General features: G+C 67.8%; 15 protein-coding genes. 13 read left to right on the top strand and 2 right to left on the bottom strand.

Annotated features, from left to right (window positions below):
- Window positions 1-40 precede the first annotated feature (40 nt).
- The 3 genes from ACFVYA_RS31550 to ACFVYA_RS31540 are packed head-to-tail and all read left to right on the top strand — an operon-like array spanning window position 41 to window position 3,453.
- A complete protein-coding gene (locus tag ACFVYA_RS31550; protein WP_387050172.1) occupies window positions 41-1,018 on the top strand; it encodes an FAD binding domain-containing protein in 978 nt (325 codons plus the stop codon).
- The gene (locus tag ACFVYA_RS31545) at window positions 1,015-3,213 is read left to right on the top strand and encodes a xanthine dehydrogenase family protein molybdopterin-binding subunit (RefSeq protein ID WP_387050168.1); all 2,199 of its coding nucleotides are present in this window, start codon (window positions 1,015-1,017) and stop codon (window positions 3,211-3,213) included. The genes ACFVYA_RS31550 and ACFVYA_RS31545 overlap by 4 nt, the downstream gene beginning before the upstream one ends.
- Window positions 3,214-3,246: 33 nt before the next feature.
- Window positions 3,247-3,453 (top strand): hypothetical protein, encoded by a 207-nt coding sequence (locus tag ACFVYA_RS31540; protein ID WP_387050167.1) that lies wholly within the window; start codon window positions 3,247-3,249, stop codon window positions 3,451-3,453.
- Here ACFVYA_RS31540 and ACFVYA_RS31535 read toward each other — a convergent pair.
- Window positions 3,445-3,696, bottom strand: coding sequence for a BON domain-containing protein (locus tag ACFVYA_RS31535; RefSeq protein WP_387050165.1), 252 nt, complete (start codon window positions 3,694-3,696; stop codon window positions 3,445-3,447). The genes ACFVYA_RS31540 and ACFVYA_RS31535 overlap by 9 nt on opposite strands.
- Window positions 3,697-3,826: 130 nt before the next feature.
- Window positions 3,827-4,381: a thiamine pyrophosphate-dependent enzyme gene (locus ACFVYA_RS31530; protein ID WP_387050164.1), complete on the bottom strand. Its 555-nt coding sequence runs from the start codon at window positions 4,379-4,381 to the stop codon at window positions 3,827-3,829.
- A 1,555-nt stretch (window positions 4,382-5,936) separates the two neighbouring features.
- On the opposite strand from ACFVYA_RS31530, the gene ACFVYA_RS31525 reads away from it, so the two are divergent.
- The 10 genes from ACFVYA_RS31525 (at window position 5,937) to ACFVYA_RS31480 (ending at window position 17,551) form a co-directional block, all read left to right on the top strand.
- The gene (locus tag ACFVYA_RS31525; RefSeq protein ID WP_387050162.1) at window positions 5,937-6,260 is read left to right on the top strand and encodes a response regulator transcription factor; all 324 of its coding nucleotides are present in this window, start codon (window positions 5,937-5,939) and stop codon (window positions 6,258-6,260) included.
- Window positions 6,261-6,431: 171 nt separating this feature from the next.
- Entirely contained in the window at window positions 6,432-7,319 is an 888-nt protein-coding gene (locus tag ACFVYA_RS31520; protein ID WP_387050160.1) for an alpha/beta fold hydrolase, read from the top strand.
- A 19-nt stretch (window positions 7,320-7,338) separates the two neighbouring features.
- A complete protein-coding gene (locus ACFVYA_RS31515; RefSeq protein WP_387050158.1) occupies window positions 7,339-9,060 on the top strand; it encodes a PHA/PHB synthase family protein in 1,722 nt (573 codons plus the stop codon).
- Window positions 9,061-9,156: 96 nt separating this feature from the next.
- Entirely contained in the window at window positions 9,157-10,446 is a 1,290-nt protein-coding gene (locus ACFVYA_RS31510; protein ID WP_387050156.1) for a beta-ketoacyl-[acyl-carrier-protein] synthase family protein, read from the top strand.
- Window positions 10,427-12,160, top strand: a complete 1,734-nt coding sequence (locus ACFVYA_RS31505; RefSeq protein ID WP_387050154.1) for a CoA transferase subunit A — start codon at window positions 10,427-10,429, stop codon at window positions 12,158-12,160. Before ACFVYA_RS31510 ends, ACFVYA_RS31505 begins: the two co-directional genes overlap by 20 nt.
- Window positions 12,157-12,978 carry an SDR family oxidoreductase gene (locus ACFVYA_RS31500; protein WP_387050152.1) on the top strand — a complete coding sequence of 274 codons (822 nt, stop codon included), beginning with the start codon at window positions 12,157-12,159 and terminating at the stop codon, window positions 12,976-12,978. Before ACFVYA_RS31505 ends, ACFVYA_RS31500 begins: the two co-directional genes overlap by 4 nt.
- Before the next feature lie 95 nt (window positions 12,979-13,073).
- Window positions 13,074-14,453 carry a crotonyl-CoA carboxylase/reductase gene (ccrA, locus tag ACFVYA_RS31495; RefSeq protein WP_387050150.1) on the top strand — a complete coding sequence of 460 codons (1,380 nt, stop codon included), beginning with the start codon at window positions 13,074-13,076 and terminating at the stop codon, window positions 14,451-14,453.
- A gap of 33 nt (window positions 14,454-14,486) precedes the next feature.
- Window positions 14,487-15,497 carry a 3-oxoacyl-ACP synthase III family protein gene (locus ACFVYA_RS31490; protein WP_387050148.1) on the top strand — a complete coding sequence of 337 codons (1,011 nt, stop codon included), beginning with the start codon at window positions 14,487-14,489 and terminating at the stop codon, window positions 15,495-15,497.
- On the top strand, window positions 15,497-16,357 hold the full coding sequence (locus ACFVYA_RS31485) for a 3-hydroxybutyryl-CoA dehydrogenase (RefSeq protein ID WP_387050147.1): 861 nt from the start codon (window positions 15,497-15,499) through the stop codon (window positions 16,355-16,357). Before ACFVYA_RS31490 ends, ACFVYA_RS31485 begins: the two co-directional genes overlap by 1 nt.
- Before the next feature lie 453 nt (window positions 16,358-16,810).
- Entirely contained in the window at window positions 16,811-17,551 is a 741-nt protein-coding gene (locus ACFVYA_RS31480) for a transposase (protein WP_387050145.1), read from the top strand.
- Window positions 17,552-17,561: the final 10 nt, after the last annotated feature.

Below are 17,561 nucleotides of genomic sequence, written 5' to 3'. Positions count from 1 at the left end.
TCGTCGACGCGGTCAAGGACGCGCGCGCGGTGATGTCCTGATGCGTGCCTACGACTTCACCAGACCGGGTTCGGTGGACCGGGCCCTGCGCGACGCCCGCGACGGCAGCGCGTACGTCGCAGGGGGCACGACGCTGGTGGACCTCATGAAGCTGGAAGTCCTGACGCCGTCGCGGGTCGTCGACATCAACCGGCTTCCCCTGCACGGCGTCACCGTCGACCGGAACGGGCTGCACATCGGGGCGCTGGAACGGATGAGCGACGTCGCCCGGCACAAGGAGATCCGGTCGCGCTACCCGGTGATCAGCCAGGCGCTGGAGCTCAGCGCGTCGGCCCAGCTGCGCAACATGGCCAGCATGGGCGGCAATCTCCTGCAGCGGACGCGGTGCTCCTACTTCCGGGACGTGTCGACACCCTGCAACAAACGCACGCCGGGCAGCGGCTGCGCCGCGATCGCCGGGCACAACCGGATGCACGCCATCCTCGGCACCAGCGACGCGTGCGTCGCCACCCACGCCAGCGATGTGGCCGTCGCGCTCGTGGCGCTGGAGGCCCGAGTGCATCTCGCGGGACGCACCGGTCCGCGAACTCTTCCGCTGGCCGAGTTCTACCGGCTGCCCGGCCAGACGCCGCATGTGGAGAACCAGTTGCGCGCGGGTGAGCTGGTCACCGGGTTGACCGTGCCGCACCTGCCGTGGGCGGCCCGCTCGGCGTACCTCAAGGTCCGCGACCGGCAGTCCTACGAATTCGCCCTCACCTCGGCCGCGATCGCCCTCCACATCGGACACGGCGTGATCCTCGACGCGCGCGTCGCCGCGGGTGGTGTCGGCAGCACGCCGTGGCGGCTCACCGCCGTGGAGCAGGCGCTGATCGGGCGGCCCGCGACGGCCGAGACCTACGAGGCCGCCGCGGCACGGGCGGCCGACGGCGCACGCCCACTGCGGCACAACGCGTTCAAACCCGCCCTGCTGCGCCGCACGCTGGTGCGCGCCCTCACCGGGCTCGGTGAGGCCCGATGACCACTCCTCTCGGTGCCGACGTCGCCCGCGTCGACGGCAGGCTCAAGGTGACCGGCGGTGCCCGCTACGCCGCGGACCACTGGGCGGCCGACTGGGCCGACCGGCTCACTCACGCCCACGTCGTGCTGAGCACGGTGGCGCGAGGCAGCATCCGTTCGATGAACGTCGAGGCGGCGAGCCGTGCTCCCGGTGTGCTCGCCGTCTACACGCCCTTCAACTCGTTGCGGCTCTACGCGGCGTCTCGCGGGGAGACCTACGCACCGCTGCAGGACCGCGACGTCCGCTTTCGGGGGCAGGTCATCGGGCTGGTCGTGGCCGGGACCGTGGAGCAGGCGCGGGACGCGGCCGCGCTCGTCACCACCGAGTACGACGTCGTCCCGGCCCGGACTTCCCTCGCCGCCGGGATGCCGGGCGTGCCGGCCGCCGGGACCGCGCTCCCGGCCCCCGTGCTCGCTCCCGGCGTGGCCTCGATCGACGACGCGCTCCGCGCGAGTGCGGTCACCGTCGACGTCACCGTCACCCAGCAGCCACAGAGCCACGTCGCGATCGAGCCCCACAGCACGACCGCGGTCTGGCAGAACGACCACGTGACCGTCTACAGTGGATGCCAGGGGCCGGCGAACTACGCGGCCACCCTCGCCGAGCGCCTCGGGGTGAACGTGGCGAACATCCGGGTCATCAGCCCCTTCGTCGGCGGCGGCTTCGGCAGCCGGGTCCCGACCTGGAGCGACGGGATGCTCGCCGCCGCGGCCGCCCGCGCGCTCGGCCGCCCGGTCAAGCTCACGCTGACCCGGGAGCAGGTCTTCGTCCTGGCCGGGCACCGGCCGACCCTCGAGCAACGGGTCCGGCTCGGCGCCGCACGGGACGGGGTGCTCAACGCGGTCAGTCACCAGTGCCACGCGGAAATGCCGGCCGCCGGCGGCTGGAACGAACGACCCGCCTCGGACACCACGGCCGTGCTGTACCGGACGCCGAACCTCGCGATCGACGAGCGGCTGGTTCCCCTGGACACCCCGGCGACCTGGGCGATGCGGGCCCCCAACGAGGCACCGGGCATGTTCGCGCTGGAAACGGCCATGGATGAACTGGCCGTCGCGCTCGGGATGGACCCCGTCGAGCTCCGGCTGCGCAACTACGCGACCACCGTCCCCGGCACCGATCGGAAGTGGACGAGCAAACGGCTCGACGAGTGCTACCGCGTCGGCGCCGAACGTTTCGGCTGGGCCCGTCGCAACCCCGTTCCCCGCTCCCGGGTCGACGGCGAGTGGCTCGTCGGGACCGGGATGGCGACCGCCATCTACCCCGCCGGCCGGTCCGACGTACCCGTACGGGTGACGTTGCGGGACAATGGCACCGCCGTCGTCGCCACCGCGACCCCGGACATCGGCACCGGCGCGTACACGATGGCCTCGATCGTCGCCTCCGACGCACTCGGCATCCCGCCGGACCGCGTGGTCGTCCAGCTCGGTGACTCCGCGCTGCCCGCGGGCCAGGCCGCCGTCGGATCGCGGGCCACCGGTGCGGTCGCCCCCATGGTCCAAGCCGCCGCCCGATCCCTGATCGGGGAGCTGGTTGCGCTGGCCGTCCGGACCGAGCGATCCCCGTTCCACGGCGCCGACCCCGCGTCGCTGACCTACCGGCGGGGCAGCGTCGAGGGCAACGGCCGGTCGGTCTCCTTCGGCGAGATCATCGGCTTGGCCGGCCTGCCGGGTATCGAGATCACGACGCGGGGCGCGTCGGCCCCACCCGGCGCCCTCGTGGCGCACGGGTTCGGAGCGCACTTCTGCGAAGTGCGCGTCAACCGGTTCACCGGCGAACCCCGGGTCAGCCGCTTCACGACCGTCGTCGACGTCGGCCAGGTGATCAGCGCCCGGACGGCTCGCAGCCAGCTGGTCGGCGGCATCGTCTTCGGCATCGGCGCCGCCCTGCTCGAGACCAACCCGGTGGAGGAGAACACCGGGCGCCTCGCCGCCGCCAACCTCGCCGACTACCTCGTCGCCATCAACGCCGACATCCCGCGGATCGACGTCGGCTGGATCGACTACGCGGACACCGCCTTCAGCTCCACGGGCGCCCGCGGCCTGGGCGAGCTCGCCGCGGTGGGCAGCGCGGCCGCGGTCGGCAACGCCGTGTTCAACGCCACCGGCGTCCGGATCCGGGACCTGCCGATCACCCTGGACAAACTCATCACCTGAACGACGGCGGCTCGTACCGTCGGGCGATGAACAGTGCTCGCGGACACGTCGACGCTCACGTTGTCGCGGGTGATGATGCCCTGGGACTGGATCGGCATCGTGATGATCCGCAACGGCACCCCGGCGCAGGACGTCGACGACCGGGATGATCAGCCGCAACCCCGGCTCGCGCACGCCGAGCCGGCACCCGCACGGGGGAGTGGCAGCGGGTGCCGGCTGGGGGGTGACGCCTTAGCCTGAGAGCGTCACTTGGTTGTCGACCGCGGTCACCCCGGCGGCGAACCACGCGGTTTGTTCGGCTGCCCGGCGCTCGGCCGAGGAGGAGACCGTGCCCGAGAGCGTGACGTGGCTTCCGGTCACGTGGACGTCGATGTGCGGGGCTTCCGTTCTCGCGTGACGGCGTGCGCGTCGTTCGCCGGTGGCGTGGTAGTGGCGGTTCAGGAGGGCGGAGCGCGATCGTGGCGACGTGGCCGATCGGCACATTCTTTTCGTTCACTGTGATCGCGTGCTTGGCCAGGTCCAGCGCGTGCCATGTCGAGCACCACGCCGCCGCGGGCCGATCGGGCGCGGCTGTTCCGTTCCCGGTGCACCGTCCCGTTCCGGTGCTGTTTCCTCAGGCGAGGGCGGTGGCGGGTTCGGTGCCGGTGACCGTCCGGGTGGCGTCGGGCTTGATCACCAGCAGGGTGATCAGGGCGCCGGCCAGCGACGCGACCGCGCACACGATCAGCCCGGTGGTCAAGCCGCTCGCGAGGGCCTCGCGTGCGGCGCCGAAAATGCGCTCCGTGGCCGGGCCGAAGTCGGCCGAGACCAGGGCGAGTGGGCCGCCTTGCGTGCCGAACCGTTGCGAGCCCAAGGACTCCGAGAGCGCGCCGATCGAGGCGAACCCGTGGTTCTGGACGACCACGACGATCACCTTGAGCCCCTCGGACACCATTGTGACCAGCTCCTGGGCCATCATGAGGTAGGAGGCGTCGCCGACGAGGACGACGACCTCGCGGTCCGGGGCGGCCAGCTTCACCCCGAGCATCTGGAGGTCGCCGGGGAGTGAACCGGCCGCGTTGATCACGACGTCGCGGTCGTCTAGGACGTCGTGGAGCGCGCCAAGGATCTCCGTCAGCGCGGGCAGGGGCTGGCGGCCGAGAGAGAAGCAAGCGTCGGATACCAGCAAGGCCCAATGGACTCCAGCGGAACAGGAGAACCAACCCGCTCGAAAATCCGAACCCCAGCCGCGAGAAGCACCGGAACGGGCAACGCGAGGATCTCGTCCAACACCCCGGCCTCGAGACACTGCCGCGCCACATCGGCACCGAGAACGTTGACGTACTTCTCCCCGGCAGCCTCCGCAGCCGCAGCGACAGCCGACTGCAGATCACCCACGAAAGTCACGCCGGGAACCGGCGGTGGGGCGTGGTGGGTGAGCACGAACTGCGGCCCCTCCCACCCGCCGCCGAATGCTTTGACGCTCGCCTGCGCCGCCCCGGTGCGGGTCGTGGCCGTTCGGCGCCCTCAACCACCACCTATGGTGTCGGGCCTGGCGCTGGCTGCGCTACAAGCACCCGAACCGGAACGCGCGTGGATCATCCGCCACTGCTACGGCTCCGGCCAGTGGTGGCCCACCAGCAACGGAGTCCGGCTCTTCCAACCCGCAACGGTCAGCATCCAGCGTTACCGATTCCGGGGCCCGAAGGTCCCAAACCCATGGACGGTCCAGAAAGCATAACGGCACTCGTCGAGAGCCCGGTGCACGGAAACGGGCACGCCGGGTTCGGCGGGGCGGCCCGCATAAACGGACCGGTGGCAACACCAGCACCGCGCTGCGGGCCGACCCACACCTTCCGGTTGGTCGCGCGTCAGGATTGGGACGCGGTGAAGCGGGACACCAAACCTATCTGCACCGCACCCGTCCGGACGCCGCGGCTATCGCGCTGGATGAGCTCGAGGGGGAAGTGGAGGAAGAAGCACGCGGCGATGATCCGGCTCTGACGCAACGCCTGGGAAGAGTTCATTCCGTTCCTCGATTACGCGCCACGACTTCGGCAGGCACGGGGTAGTTCCGAGCGCCCGCCCCAGAGGCGGTCGGCGCGCACCACCACATCCGACATCGCGTTCAACCACCTTCGGCTCGCGCGGTACAGATTTCGGCATCGCGAAAATTTCAACCTCTTGTGGCAGTGCGCGGAATTTCGCCGGAAGGAAGGTCGCGGATAGACCAGCTTTGGGCAACGAGGAATTGTGGCTGTGACGGAGCGTATTTAATGTCACCCAATCGAGGGTTATGGGAATGGCCTGATCGGCTCTGTTGTCATCCTATGGTCGTGGTTAGCTTTAGCCTCTGCCTGTCTACGACTGTCGGCGAGGGCATGTGAGGAGGTGGTGTGCGGCTCATCATGTTCTGCGGCGAAAGTCGGAGTCCTGGTACCGATGGAGGCGCTCCGCCTGGCGTGCCTATATTCGGAACGCCCGCGGGACTTGCCGGCTCGTCTAAAAGATGTGCAACCGCTGGTCCTGTCGTACTCCTCGGCGGACGATCGGTTGTCAACCTTCATTCCGCTTTCTGCTTGTCGGGCAGCGGTGGGGTGTCGACTCGTCCGTACCATCGAAGGAGGGGCAAGTGCATATGTCCGTCTTTTGTTGATCTAAGTCAGCGCGGCATATGCAAGGAAAGGCCGGGTATGTCAGCGGGTTCGCACGAGTCAGTCAACGACCTTTGTTTGGGTGCACTGTTGAACATCCTTGATGCGCTGGAAGCGCAGATAAACATTCTCCGATCGACGATCTTGCTGCAGCGGCGCTGTGCATCCACCTCCGACGACATCAAGCCACGAACGTCGGAGGTTCCCCACCTCTCCCGCCAGGGAATGACGGTGACACCGCGTCAGCAGGAGGTCATCGCGCAACTCAGCCAAGGGTTTTCGAACCGTCAGATCGCACGTCGGCTTGGCATGTCCGAGGCAACGGTCAAAAGTCACCTCTACGCTGCATACCGCAAGCTTGGCGTCTCCAGTCGCTCGGAGGCGATTATCGAGGTCCTCAAACAGGAAGAGTAGTGAATCTGATCGTCAGCAGCGGGTGTCAACCAAAAGGCTTACATCAGCCAAGTCTTTCGGGCGTCAGACATTCTGTGCAGCCGGAATCCGGGGAGCACCTGATATTGTCGAAGAGTCACATGGCACCGGGCAAATTCAACTGCTTCACTGGGCTTTCAAACGGGAGTGATCATGGACGTGGACCTGGGACGCCCGCCATACGGAACGCAGGATCGAAAAGTCATGATCGACGGTGCTCAGTTGGCCTATTTGGAAGCCGGTTCGGGTTCCGCCATTGTCTTGCTACACGGGAACGGCGGGAGCAGCCGGGACTGGAACGGGGTGATTCCCGCGCTGGCGACCCGGAATCGGGTGCTGGCTCCGGACATGCCTGGTTACGGCGAAAGCGACCGAGCGGGTGAGCCCACGCCGCAGGAATTCGCGCGGCGCGTCTGGTCCTTCCTCAAGGCCGTCGACGCAGGTACCGCGGTCGTCGTCGGACACTCCATGGGCGGCCTGGTCGCGATGAACATCGCGCTCGCTCACCCGGACCAGGTATCGAAGCTCGTTCTGGTCGACAGCGCGGGACTGGGGCGGAGCATCGGCTTGCGCCAGATCGCGCTCGCGGCCACGCCACTGGGAGACGTGGTCCTGGCGGCGAGTATGTTACCGGGAGGAGCACTTTTCCAGACGCTTGACACCGGTTTGAGCAGCACGTCCCAACCTTGGCGTGTTCCGCCTTCGTGGTGGAAGTCCCAGCTGCGAGCGGGTCGGGGCCGGCGCGCCCTCAAGACAACGCACGCGACGGCCAAACTGTGTTTGGGTCCGCTGGGTCAGAAGTGCTTGGTTGACGAGCGCCTGGGCGAGCTGGGCATGCCCACCTTGGTCATGTGGGGCCTGCTGGACAGGGTCATCCCGTTCTGGCACGGCTTGCGTGCGTCCCGGCGGGTGCCGCAGGGACGTTTGCACTTGTTCCCGTGGTGCGGCCACGCGCCGCACGTCGAAGCCAGTGAGGAGTTCCTGCAGGCGATCGAAGGCTTCCTTTCTGACTCTGACGATGCGGTGAAAACGGGCCGCTGAGATTGCTCCTGGAGGTGTGATGCGGTCATCGACCAGCGACGACATCCCCGGCGGTGCCGACGGCCACGCGATCCCATCGCCCATGACGACGTTGCAGCCGATCGTCGCCGCAGGAGCCTGGGTCGCCTCGTCACTGTGCCCTGTGCTCACGGGAGCGGCCAAGAACTGGCCGCAGGCCATGTGGGCAGTCAAGCACTACTGGCAAGATCTGGCTTCCGGTGCTCGTGAAGCGGTTCGGAGCACCGATGACGCTGCCGAGCCGGAGACCATCGGCGTCGAGTGTGACGATGACCGGTTGAAGCATGCGGCGTGGGACAGCAACGCCTACTTTCGCTTGCTTCGGCACGCGTACCTGGCCTCCGGAAAGTTCGCCGGTCATCTGCTCGACGCGGCCGGACTCGGTGCACGCGAGCGGGAACGGGCTGATTTCGTCCTGCGACTCCTGCTGGACGCGTTGTCGCCGCCGAACTTCCTGCTCGGAAACCCGGAAGCGTTGCATCAGGCAGCCAGTACCGGTGGGGCGTCGCTCCTCAACGGTGTGGGCAACCTGATCGAAGACATGGTCCACAACGGGGCGCGTCCACGTCAGACGGACACGTCGGCCTTCGTTCTCGGCGAGAACCTCGCCGCGACTCCGGGCAGGGTGGTCTACCGGAACCAGGTCATGGAGTTGATCCAGTACGACGCCCAGACGGAAGACGTGTACAGCATTCCGCTGTTGTTCATCCCGCAATGGATAAACAAGTACTACATCATGGATCTCGCGCCGGGCCGCAGTCTGATCGAGTGGGCGGTCCGGCAGGGTCATACGGTGTTCGCCATCAGCTTCCGCAATCCGGGTCCGGAACTTCGGGACTTCGGACTCGTCGACTATCTTCGGCAGGGGCCACTCGAAGCTTTGGCCGCCATCGAGGAAATCACCCAATCGCCCCGCACGAACATCGTCGGTCCCTGCAATGGCGGCACACTCGCTCTCCTCGTGGTGGCCTGGCTGGCGGCCGGCAGGAGGGAACGCGTCGGCTGCGTGACGCTGCTGAACACGACAGCGGACTTCGCCGACCTCGGCGTGCTGGAGAACTTCCGTGATCCCGCACTGATCGACCGGCTCACCCGGATGGTCCGCGACCGGGGTTACCTCTCCGGGAGACACCTCGGCGACCTGTTCGACATCCTGAGGCCGAACGACCGGGTGTGGGACCACATAGCCCGGAGGTGGCTGCTCGGCGAACCGCCGCCGGTCTCGGACATCCTGGCTTGGACCGAGGACTGCACGAACATGGCCGCCGCGTTGTGCAACGAGTTCATGGACCAGGTCTGCCTGCGAAATCAGCTGGCTCTCGGGGAGCTGGTGCTGGCCGGCCGGCAAGTTGATCTCACGGACGTCAGACAGGACGTGTTCGTGGCCGCCGCGATCCGAGATCATCTGATTCCCTGGGAGTCGGCCTACCGCACGGCTGGGCTTTTGGGCGGTGAGGTCCGGTTCGCGCTCACCTCCGGTGGTCACGTCACCGGAGTCATCCGTCCGCCCGGGTCCAAGGCGTTCCATCACTGCGGATCCGCGGACGCGGCGACTCCTGAACTCTGGCTGGCAGCGGCCGAACGGCGCGAGAAGTCGTGGTGGGAGTCATGGTCGGACTGGTTGGCCGAACGTGCCGAGTCCAGGCGCACGCCGCCTCCGGTCGGCAGCGACCTCTACCCGGCCGCGGAGCCGGCGCCCGGCCGCTACGTCAGGCAACGCTGACCGGGCCGGGCCGGGACATCCATCCGCGACTCGACGGCCTTCTCTGTACTCGACTCGCCGAGCCTTCGGGCATGCCGGCGAAGTAAGGAGATCCGGATGACCACGACGCCATGCGCCCCGGACCGGACCGTGGTGGTCAGCGGCATAGGTGCGATCCTGCCCGGCGTCCAGGACGTGACGGATCTTTGGGACGTCCTGCACCACGGCAGGTCCCAGTGCGGATGGCTCACCCGCTGTGATTCACGGGAGACGGGTGTGCCCTTTGCCGCTGAGGTCGACCACGCGATCTGCCGGCGTCAGCTCCGGGGTCTGAGCGAGGCGAAAACCGCCAAGCTCAGCCGGGAGATGCTCGCCGTTCTCGCCGCGATCCAGCAGGCGCAGTCCGACGCCGGACGTTCGGACGTGGACACCGATCCTCGGCGGATCGCCGTCCTGGGCGCGTCTTCACGGGGACCGTTGGAGTCCTGGCACACCGTCCTCTCCCCGGACGTACCGTCTTCGCCGCCGAGTGCGAGCCGGATCTTGCGGGGTCTCCCGGGTGCGCCCGCCGCCATGGCGGCCATAAACCTCGGCTTTCGCGGCATGGTCACCACCTTCAGCAGCGCCTGTGTCAGCGGCCACCACGCCTTGGAACTCGGCTTGAGGCTGCTGTGGTCGTCGGCGGCCGACGTCGTGTTCGTCGTGGGACACGAGTTCCCGTTGGTGCCCTGGATGATCAGGGAGTGGGCGTCGGCCGGCGACGGCGTCGTCGCGAAGTCGGGGACCGATCCCGCCAAGGTGGTCAAACCCTACGACGAGCGCCGCAACGGATTCATCCTCGGTGAGGGAGCGGTCGCGCTGTGCCTGGAACGGGCCACCGAGGTGCGCCGGCGGGGCGCTGACGGATACGCCACCGTTCTGGACGTCCGGAATCAAAGCGAAGCAGCGCATCCCACCTCCATGGACAGCTCGGGGAAGGCGGCCGCCGACCTGCTGGGCAGCCTCCTGGGAAGTGTCGGAAGGCGGCCGGAAGAGGTCGGCTACGTCTGCGGGCACGGCACGGCCACGCGCCTCAACGATCTCGCCGAAAGTCGTGCGGTGATGCGGTTGTGCCAGGAGCTACCACGGTCTCAGTGGCCGCCACTGGGATCGGTGAAGCCGATCTTCGGCCATCTGATGGGCGCTTCCAGCCTGGTGAACCTGGCCGCCACGGCGCTGATGCTGCGCCACCAGCGCTTGGCGCCGACGATCAACTGCGACCTTCCCGATCCGGCGTGCGATCTGGACCACGTGGTCGAAGGATCGCGATCGGCGTCGATCGATCTCGCGATGTCCATGTGCTTCGCGCTGGGCAGTCAGATGTCCGCCGTGGCCCTGGGCGCTGTCGATGCCGCAGCACCCGCGTGAAGGGCAAGGAGGACGCATGGGCCCGGTAGTGATGCACACTCCTGACGATCTCGTCCGCCGCTTCGTCCGGGACGGCATGCGCGTGCACCTCACCACGACCACCGGGCGCCCCAACGCGCTCCTCTACGCCATGTGCCGGGTGTTCGCCGACCGGCGCAGCCTCACGGTGAGCGTGGCCTCCGTGCACTCCAGCGCGCACGCCTTGGCGCTTTCCGGAGCCGTCAAGCACGTCACCACGTGCTTCCTGGGGGACACCTATCCGTTGCCCCGGCCCTGCCGGCTCTATTCCCGGCTGAAGGAGGGCATCCCCTTCCACGCTGAGGTCTGGTCGTTGCTCAGCCACACCCAGCGGTTGGCGGCTGCGGCCAGCAGGCTGCCGTATGCCGTGACGACCTCACTCGTGGGCAGCCAGCTCCCCTTCGCGACGGGAGAGTCGCCGCCGGAACTCACCCGGCTGCCCGGCACCCCGCCCGCGCTGCTCGTCCCCGCGCTCAAGCCCGACGTCACCTTTCTGCACGGCGTCCTGGCCGACCGGCACGGCAACATCGTCCTCTGCCCTCCGTACGGCGAAGGTCCCCATGCCGCGTACGCGGCTTCCCAAGGAGTCATAGCCACCGTCGAACGCATAGTCCCCGACAGTGTCATCGCGGCGATGCCGGAGCACGTGAAGGTTCCGGGCGTCAAGGTCATCGGCCTGTGCGAAGCACCCTGGGGAGGGCATCCCCAATCCCTGCGGTGCCTTCGGCTCGCCGGGCTACCCGACTTCTACCTCGACGACTACTCGTTTCTCGCCGAAATCAGCACGGCTTGCGCTTCGCCGGAGACCGCTCAGGCCTGGTACCACCGCTGGGTCCGGAATCCGGACGGGCACCTCGGCTACCTCCGTCTCCTGGGCCAGGACCGGTTGCATGCCTTGGCAGGCGGCTCAGCGCGCCCGCCGGCAGCCGGGCCGCCGGCCACGCCCGAAGAGAACCCGTGCACGGAACAGGAAAACCTGATCATCCTCGCCGCGCGCGGCATCGTGAAGCTCGTGCGCGAACGCGGGTACGACACGATCCTGGCCGGGGTCGGTTCGGCCCACATGGCGGCATGGACGGCCGGCGAACTCCTGGCACGCCAGGGCATCCGCACCGCCCTGTTGGCCGAGCTCGGTTTCTACGGGACAACTCCCGACTCCGGTGACCCTTTCCTGTTCAGTCAACGCCACGCCGACCGAAGCACGATGACCGCGGGTATCGAACAGATCCTCGGCGGCGTCGTCGGGTGCTCCGAGAGGTCGCTCGGTGTCGTCGGGGCGGTCGAAATCGATTCCACCGGCTCGGTCAACACGGCATTCCTCCCGGACGGGCGCTGGCTCACCGGCCCGGGTGGTGCCAACGACGTGGGGACGAAATCCGACATCGTCGTGGTGGCCAAGGCCTCGCGGAAGCGCTACGTGCCGGCAGTGGCCCACATCACCACTCCAGGAGGACGTGTGCAAGCGGTCTTCAGCCAGTTCGGGTCCTTCACCCGCGTCACCCGGAAGGACCCCTTCACGCTCGCCACCTGGCTTCCTTCCTGCGATGACGCGGACAGCGGTGTGGAGCCCCGCGAGTTGACCCTCGCCCACACCCGGTGGTCCCCGCCCACTCGGCCGGTGCAAGCCGAAGCAGCCCCCACTGGCGAGGAACGGGCGATCCTGGCCTCCCTGGACCCGGAAGGACTTTACCGTTGACCACCCCCGCGGGACGTATCGGCGCGCCGGACCGGCTGGCCGGAAAGACTGCCCTCGTCACCGGCGCTGCCGGTGCGATCGGCACGGCCGTGGTCCACCGGCTGAGTGCGGCAGGCGTGAACCTCCTCGTGTGCGGCCGCGACCGAGATCGCCTCGAACACCTCGCGAACCAGACAGGGGCCCTGCCGTTCGTCGCCGATCTGACCGACGCCGGGGCCTGCCGGTCGGCCGTGGCGGCGGCGGAGCACCGATTCGGCCGCCTCGACCTCGTTCACCTGGGCGTGGGAACGCGCGGCGACTGCCGGGACATCGCCGAGTTCGAGCTATCCGCCTACCGCCGCGTCGTGGCGGCCAACGTGGACAGCGTGGTCTTCTCGCTGGAGGCTTCCGTGCCGGCTCTGCGCCGCGCCGGCGGCGGCGCGATCACCGTCTCGTCCTCGCTGGCCGGCGTGACCGGATACGGACAGTTCCCCCTCTACAGCATGACGAAAGCCGCGGTGAACGGACTCGTCCGGGCGACCAGCCAGCGTCTGGCTCGGAGCAACATATACCTCGCCGCGCTGTGTCCTTCGTTCGTCGACAAGCCTCTGCTCGGTGACTTCCGCAGTCACCTCGAGCAGAAGGGAATTCCACTGTTGGCGCCCGCCGAAGTGGCCGACGCTCTCGTCCAGCGGTTGTGCGCCCCGCCCGGCGACGAGCCGATATGGACCCTCCAGCCCGGACACCCGCCTGTTCCTCACCCCTGTCCCGCGATATCACCGCCAGCGCCGATCCATGGCCGACCGCTGGGTGGCAGGTCGGGCGCGGATCGTCGTTGAGGCTCGGTCACCCCACCGATTCACCCCACTTCAGGCGAGCAGTCCGGCGGCCACACGCGGACAGCCGAGCCGGATCGCATCGTGAAGGGAGAGCAATGGACACGTTGGCAGAAGCCGTACTCGCAGGCGCTTCTCGGGCGGAACTCCTCGAAGAGAAGGTGCCGGATCAGTACCGAGCCGTGCACCTGCGTGCCGAAGACGCCGGGATGTTCGGCGATCGCCAGGACAAGGACGTGCGCGACTCGCTGCGCGTCGGTCTCGTCCCCATGCCCCCGCTGGCGCCGGACGAAGCACTGATCGCCGTCCTCGCGAGCTCGATCAACTACAACACGATCTGGTCGGCCATGTTCGAACCTGTGTCGACGTTTTCCCTTCTCCGGCGGCTGGGCCGGCAGGGCGGCTACGCGGCCCGGCACGACCTGCCCACCCACGTGATCGGTTCCGACGCCGCGGGAGTCGTCGTGCGCGTGGGCCCGGGCGTACGGCGTTGGCAGGTCGGCGACCACGTGGTCGTCAATCCCGCCTACGTGGACGACCAGGAACCCAGCACCCACGCCGACGGCATGCTCGGCGTCGGCCAGCGGGCCTGGGGGTACGAGACGAACTTCGGTGGTTTGGCACACTACGCCGTGGTCCGGGCCAGTCAGCTGCTGCCCAAGCCCGGCCACTTGAGCTGGGAGGAGGCCGCCTCCACCACGCTGTGCGCGGGGACCGCGTACCGGATGCTGGTGAGTGGCCACGGCGCACGGATCAAACAGGGGGACATCGCCCTGATCTGGGGAGCGACAGGCGGCCTCGGAGCGTTTGCCGTGCAACTCGTGCGCAACGGCGGCGGAATCGCGGTGGGCGTCGTCGGTTCTTCCGAAAAAGCCCGTCTCCTCAAGGATTTCGGCTGCGACTTGGTGATCAACCGAAATGACCTGGGGATCGGCGAAGACCAGCCGGGCGCGGGGCAGATCGAGCTCGGCAAGCGCCTGGGTGCCGTGATCCGAGGCGAGCTCGGCGAAGATCCCCATGTCGCGTTCGACTACGTGGGGCGGGCGACGTTCGGCACCTCCGTCTTCGTGGTCCGGCGTGGCGGAATGGTGGTCACCTGCGGGTCCAGCACCGGCTACCAGCACGAGTACGACAACCGGTACCTGTGGATGAACCTCAAGCGGATCGTCGGCAGCCACATCGCCAACCTGCAGGAACAATGGGAATGCAACAGGCTCGTGCAGCTGGGCCGGCTCGTTCCCGTGCTGTCCGAGGCGTACCCGCTCGACCGCGTCGGTGAAGCTGCCCGCCTGGTGCAGACCAACGGACACGTGGGGAAGATCGGCATGCTCTGTATGGCTCCCGCGCCAGGCCTGGGGGTGACCGATCCCGGTCTCCGCGCCACCATCGGCGAAAGCCGGCTCACCCATTGGCGACGGGCCGTGTCCGAACATCTCGGCGTCGGCGAAGCACGGCAGGCCGCACACGTCCCCAGCTGATCGGCACGAGTGGATCTGAAGAAAGGTTTCCCCATGGCCGGAATCAGCACCGGAATCCTCGCGACCGGTTCCTACCTCCCGGACGACGAGGTCACCAACGCCGACCTGGCGAAGAAGGTGAGCGTCACACCGGAATGGATCGAGCAAAGGACACTGATCAAAACGCGCCGGTATGCGGCACCCGATCAGGCCACCTCGGACCTGGCCGCCCTGGCGGCGAAGTCGGCACTCGAGCGCAGCGGGATCGCGGCCGACGACATCGCCTACCTCATCGTGTCCACGTCGACCGGCGACTTCCCCTTACCCCCGACCGCGTACGTGGTGCAAGACGCGATCGGGACGCGCCGCGCGGCCTGCATGGACATCAACGTGGTCTGCAGCGGCTTCGTCTACGGTGTCGCCCTGGCCCGAGGCCTGCTCGCGACGTGCCCGGACGGCTACGCGTTGGTGGTGGCCGCCGATCTCTACTCGAGAAGCCTGGACTACGACGACTTCCGTTCTTCGATCCTGTTCGGCGACGGCGCCGGAGCGGTGGTCCTCGGCCCGGTACCGCCCGGGTACGGCATCCTCGAGATGGACCTGGCCAGCCGGGGGGATGAGCACAACCTGATCAGGATCGAGGCCGGCGGCAGCAGGCTGCCGTCATCAGCCGAGACCGTGGCGGCGGGCGGGCACTACGTCCGGATGGAAGGTCACCGTGTCCGCGATTTCGTGCTGGAGCAGGTGCCACCCGCCCTGCGTCGCTTGGTGGCCCGGGCCGGGTTCGACATGGACCAGGTGGACCACTTCGTGCCGCACCAGCCGAACGGCATCCTGCTCGGCAAGCTCGCCGAACGGCTCGACGTACCGCAGTCACGAGTCCACCTCACCCTCGGCAAGTACGCCAACGTGGGCAGCGCTTCGGTTCCGGTCACGCTCGACGACGCCAACGAGTCGGGGGCCCTGAACGACGGTGACCTGGTTTTGCTCACCGCTTTCGGGGCGGGAATGGCGATCGGATCGTGCCTGCTCCGGTGGGCGGCCGGTACGGAAAAGGAGGCCTGATGAGTGAGATCGTCCGGGTTGGTGTGGTCGGCTGCGGACTCGTCGGATCCGGCATCGCCGAGGTGTGTGCCCGGGCCGGGCTGGACGTGACGGTAGCCGTCAGGTCCGAGTCTTCGGCGGCGGCGGGGAGACAGCGCCTGCTCGATTCGCTCGACCGCAGCGTACGACGAGGCAAATTGACGAGCGAGGAACAGCACGCCGTCATGTCCCGGGTGCACATGGCTACGGATTTCGCGGCGCTGGCGGACAGGCAGCTCGTCTTCGAAGCCGTCGCGGAACAGGAGCCCGTCAAGCTCGACGTCTTCGCGAAGCTGGAGAAGATCGTCATCGATCCCATGGCCGTGCTCGCTTCGACAACCTCGTCCATTCCGATCGCTCGGCTGGCCCAGGCGACCGATCGACCCGACCGGGTCCTCGGCCTGCACTTCTTCACTCCGGTCCCGGCACTCCCGCTCGTCGAGCTGGTGGCCTCGGATCTGACCGATGAGCGAGTCTGCTCCCGAGCCGAATCGTTCATTGTGGAAACGCTGGGGAAACGAGTAATCCGGTCGCCTGACCGGGTGGGGTTCATAGTGAACATGCTTCTCATTCCGTACTTGCTCGCCGCGATACGGATGGTGGAGGCGGACATCGCCACTCCCGAGGTCATCGACCAGGGCATGGTCCACGGATGCTCCCATCCGATCGGACCGCTCAAGCTGGCTGATCTGATCGGCCTCGACATCGTCGCGACTGTGGCACGAGCGTTGTACGAAGAGTTCGAGGAACCGCTGTACGCACCGCCACCATTGCTGTCCCGGATGCTGAATCAAGGCCTGTTGGGTCGCAAGAACGGGAACGGATTTTACCAGTATACGTGACCTCGAGCCCAACAGATGTGTCGAGGTTCGGGCGTCCAGCCGGCGTGACGCATGTCGCGCGATGCGCTTTCTCGCACGCTCGCCGATCGAGCCAACGGTGTCGGCGAGCGTGCTCGTGGCGAGCCGATAGTCGCGCAGGATCATCAGCTGGCGAATGAACGGTGTGACTCGGGTTGAAGAGGGACTACTCGCGGGTGCAGGAAAGGCGGTCTCGAAGGCGATCTTGACCGCGCGGCAGATGCTGACGTGGACGCTCTCGATCCCGTTGGTCGGACAGATCGCCGGCCGGATGTTCGGATCGAAGGCCAGTTCACCGACGACGCACGCGCCAAACTCCGCCACCTGTACCCCAAGAGTTAGCCGCGACAATCTACTAGCTTGAGTTTTAACGTTCGGGTGGGGCTTGCCTGCCCCTGTCGATCATGAGTGCAGCCCTTGGTCGATCATTCCTTCTTGCGACAGTTGGAAGATCGATCAAGGGCTGCGGTGATCAGTGTGCCTGACGCCGGTGACAGGCGTGCCAATGGGGAGCTGTCGAGGTTCCGGCAGCAGGTCTATGAGTGTCTGAACCGGCGGGCGGATGCGTTGTTCGAGCTGGCCGAGGCGGTGTTGTGTGCTGATGGGCCGGTGCGCTCGGTCGCGGAGTTGTCGCTGGCCGGTGAGCACCGTCGCGGCCACGGCAGCGGCTACGCCGCGCTGGCACGCGGGCGTGTCGACGTCGATCGGCTACGCACCGCGCTGAGCGGGGTCTCGCTGCCGCGGGCCGCGGACGGGCGGCTGGTGCTGGCGGTCGACGTGACCTGCTGGCTACGGCCGGAGGCACACACCAGCCGGCAGCGGATCCTGTGTCACACCTACGGCCGCGGCAAAGACCAGCACATGATGGTGCCGGGCTGGCCCTACTCCGTCGTCGTCGCGCTCGAGTCCGGACGGAGTTCGTGGACCGCGCCGCTGGACGCGGTCCGGCTCACCCCCGGCGACAACGCCGCGAACGTGACTGCCCGGCAGATCCGTGATGTCGTGGGTCGGCTGGTCGCGGCGGGGCATTGGCGGCTGGGAGACCCGGACATGCTGCTGGTCGCTGACGCCGGCTACGACGGTCCCCGGCTGGCCCACGTGCTGGCCGACCTCCCGGTCACCGGAGCGGGTACCGTGATCATGGTGTCCCTCGGTGCTGCCGCAGAACGTCTGTGACGCGTGGCCC

Source organism: Amycolatopsis sp. NPDC058278, assembly GCF_042881395.1.
In the GTDB taxonomy this organism is placed as follows: Bacteria; Actinomycetota; Actinomycetes; order Mycobacteriales; family Pseudonocardiaceae; genus Amycolatopsis.
This window is presented reverse-complemented; position numbering and strand designations above follow the sequence as displayed.

Bases quoted from the DNA above. Each gene is read 5' to 3' on its own strand.
- ACFVYA_RS31510 (WP_387050156.1), top strand. From the start codon at position 9,157: ATGACCACGACGCCATGCGCCCCGGACCGGACCGTGGTGGTCAGCGGC.
- ACFVYA_RS31490 (WP_387050148.1), top strand. From the start codon at position 14,487: ATGGCCGGAATCAGCACCGGAATCCTCGCGACCGGTTCCTACCTCCCG.
- ACFVYA_RS31505 (WP_387050154.1), top strand. From the start codon at position 10,427: ATGCCGCAGCACCCGCGTGAAGGGCAAGGAGGACGCATGGGCCCGGTA.
- ACFVYA_RS31485 (WP_387050147.1), top strand. From the start codon at position 15,497: ATGAGTGAGATCGTCCGGGTTGGTGTGGTCGGCTGCGGACTCGTCGGA.
- ACFVYA_RS31515 (WP_387050158.1), top strand. From the start codon at position 7,339: ATGCGGTCATCGACCAGCGACGACATCCCCGGCGGTGCCGACGGCCAC.
- ACFVYA_RS31545 (WP_387050168.1), top strand. From the start codon at position 1,015: ATGACCACTCCTCTCGGTGCCGACGTCGCCCGCGTCGACGGCAGGCTC.
- ccrA (WP_387050150.1), top strand. From the start codon at position 13,074: ATGGACACGTTGGCAGAAGCCGTACTCGCAGGCGCTTCTCGGGCGGAA.
- ACFVYA_RS31550 (WP_387050172.1), top strand. From the start codon at position 41: ATGCGTGCCTACGACTTCACCAGACCGGGTTCGGTGGACCGGGCCCTG.
- ACFVYA_RS31520 (WP_387050160.1), top strand. From the start codon at position 6,432: ATGGACGTGGACCTGGGACGCCCGCCATACGGAACGCAGGATCGAAAA.
- ACFVYA_RS31535 (WP_387050165.1), bottom strand. From the start codon at position 3,696: ATGTGCCGATCGGCCACGTCGCCACGATCGCGCTCCGCCCTCCTGAAC.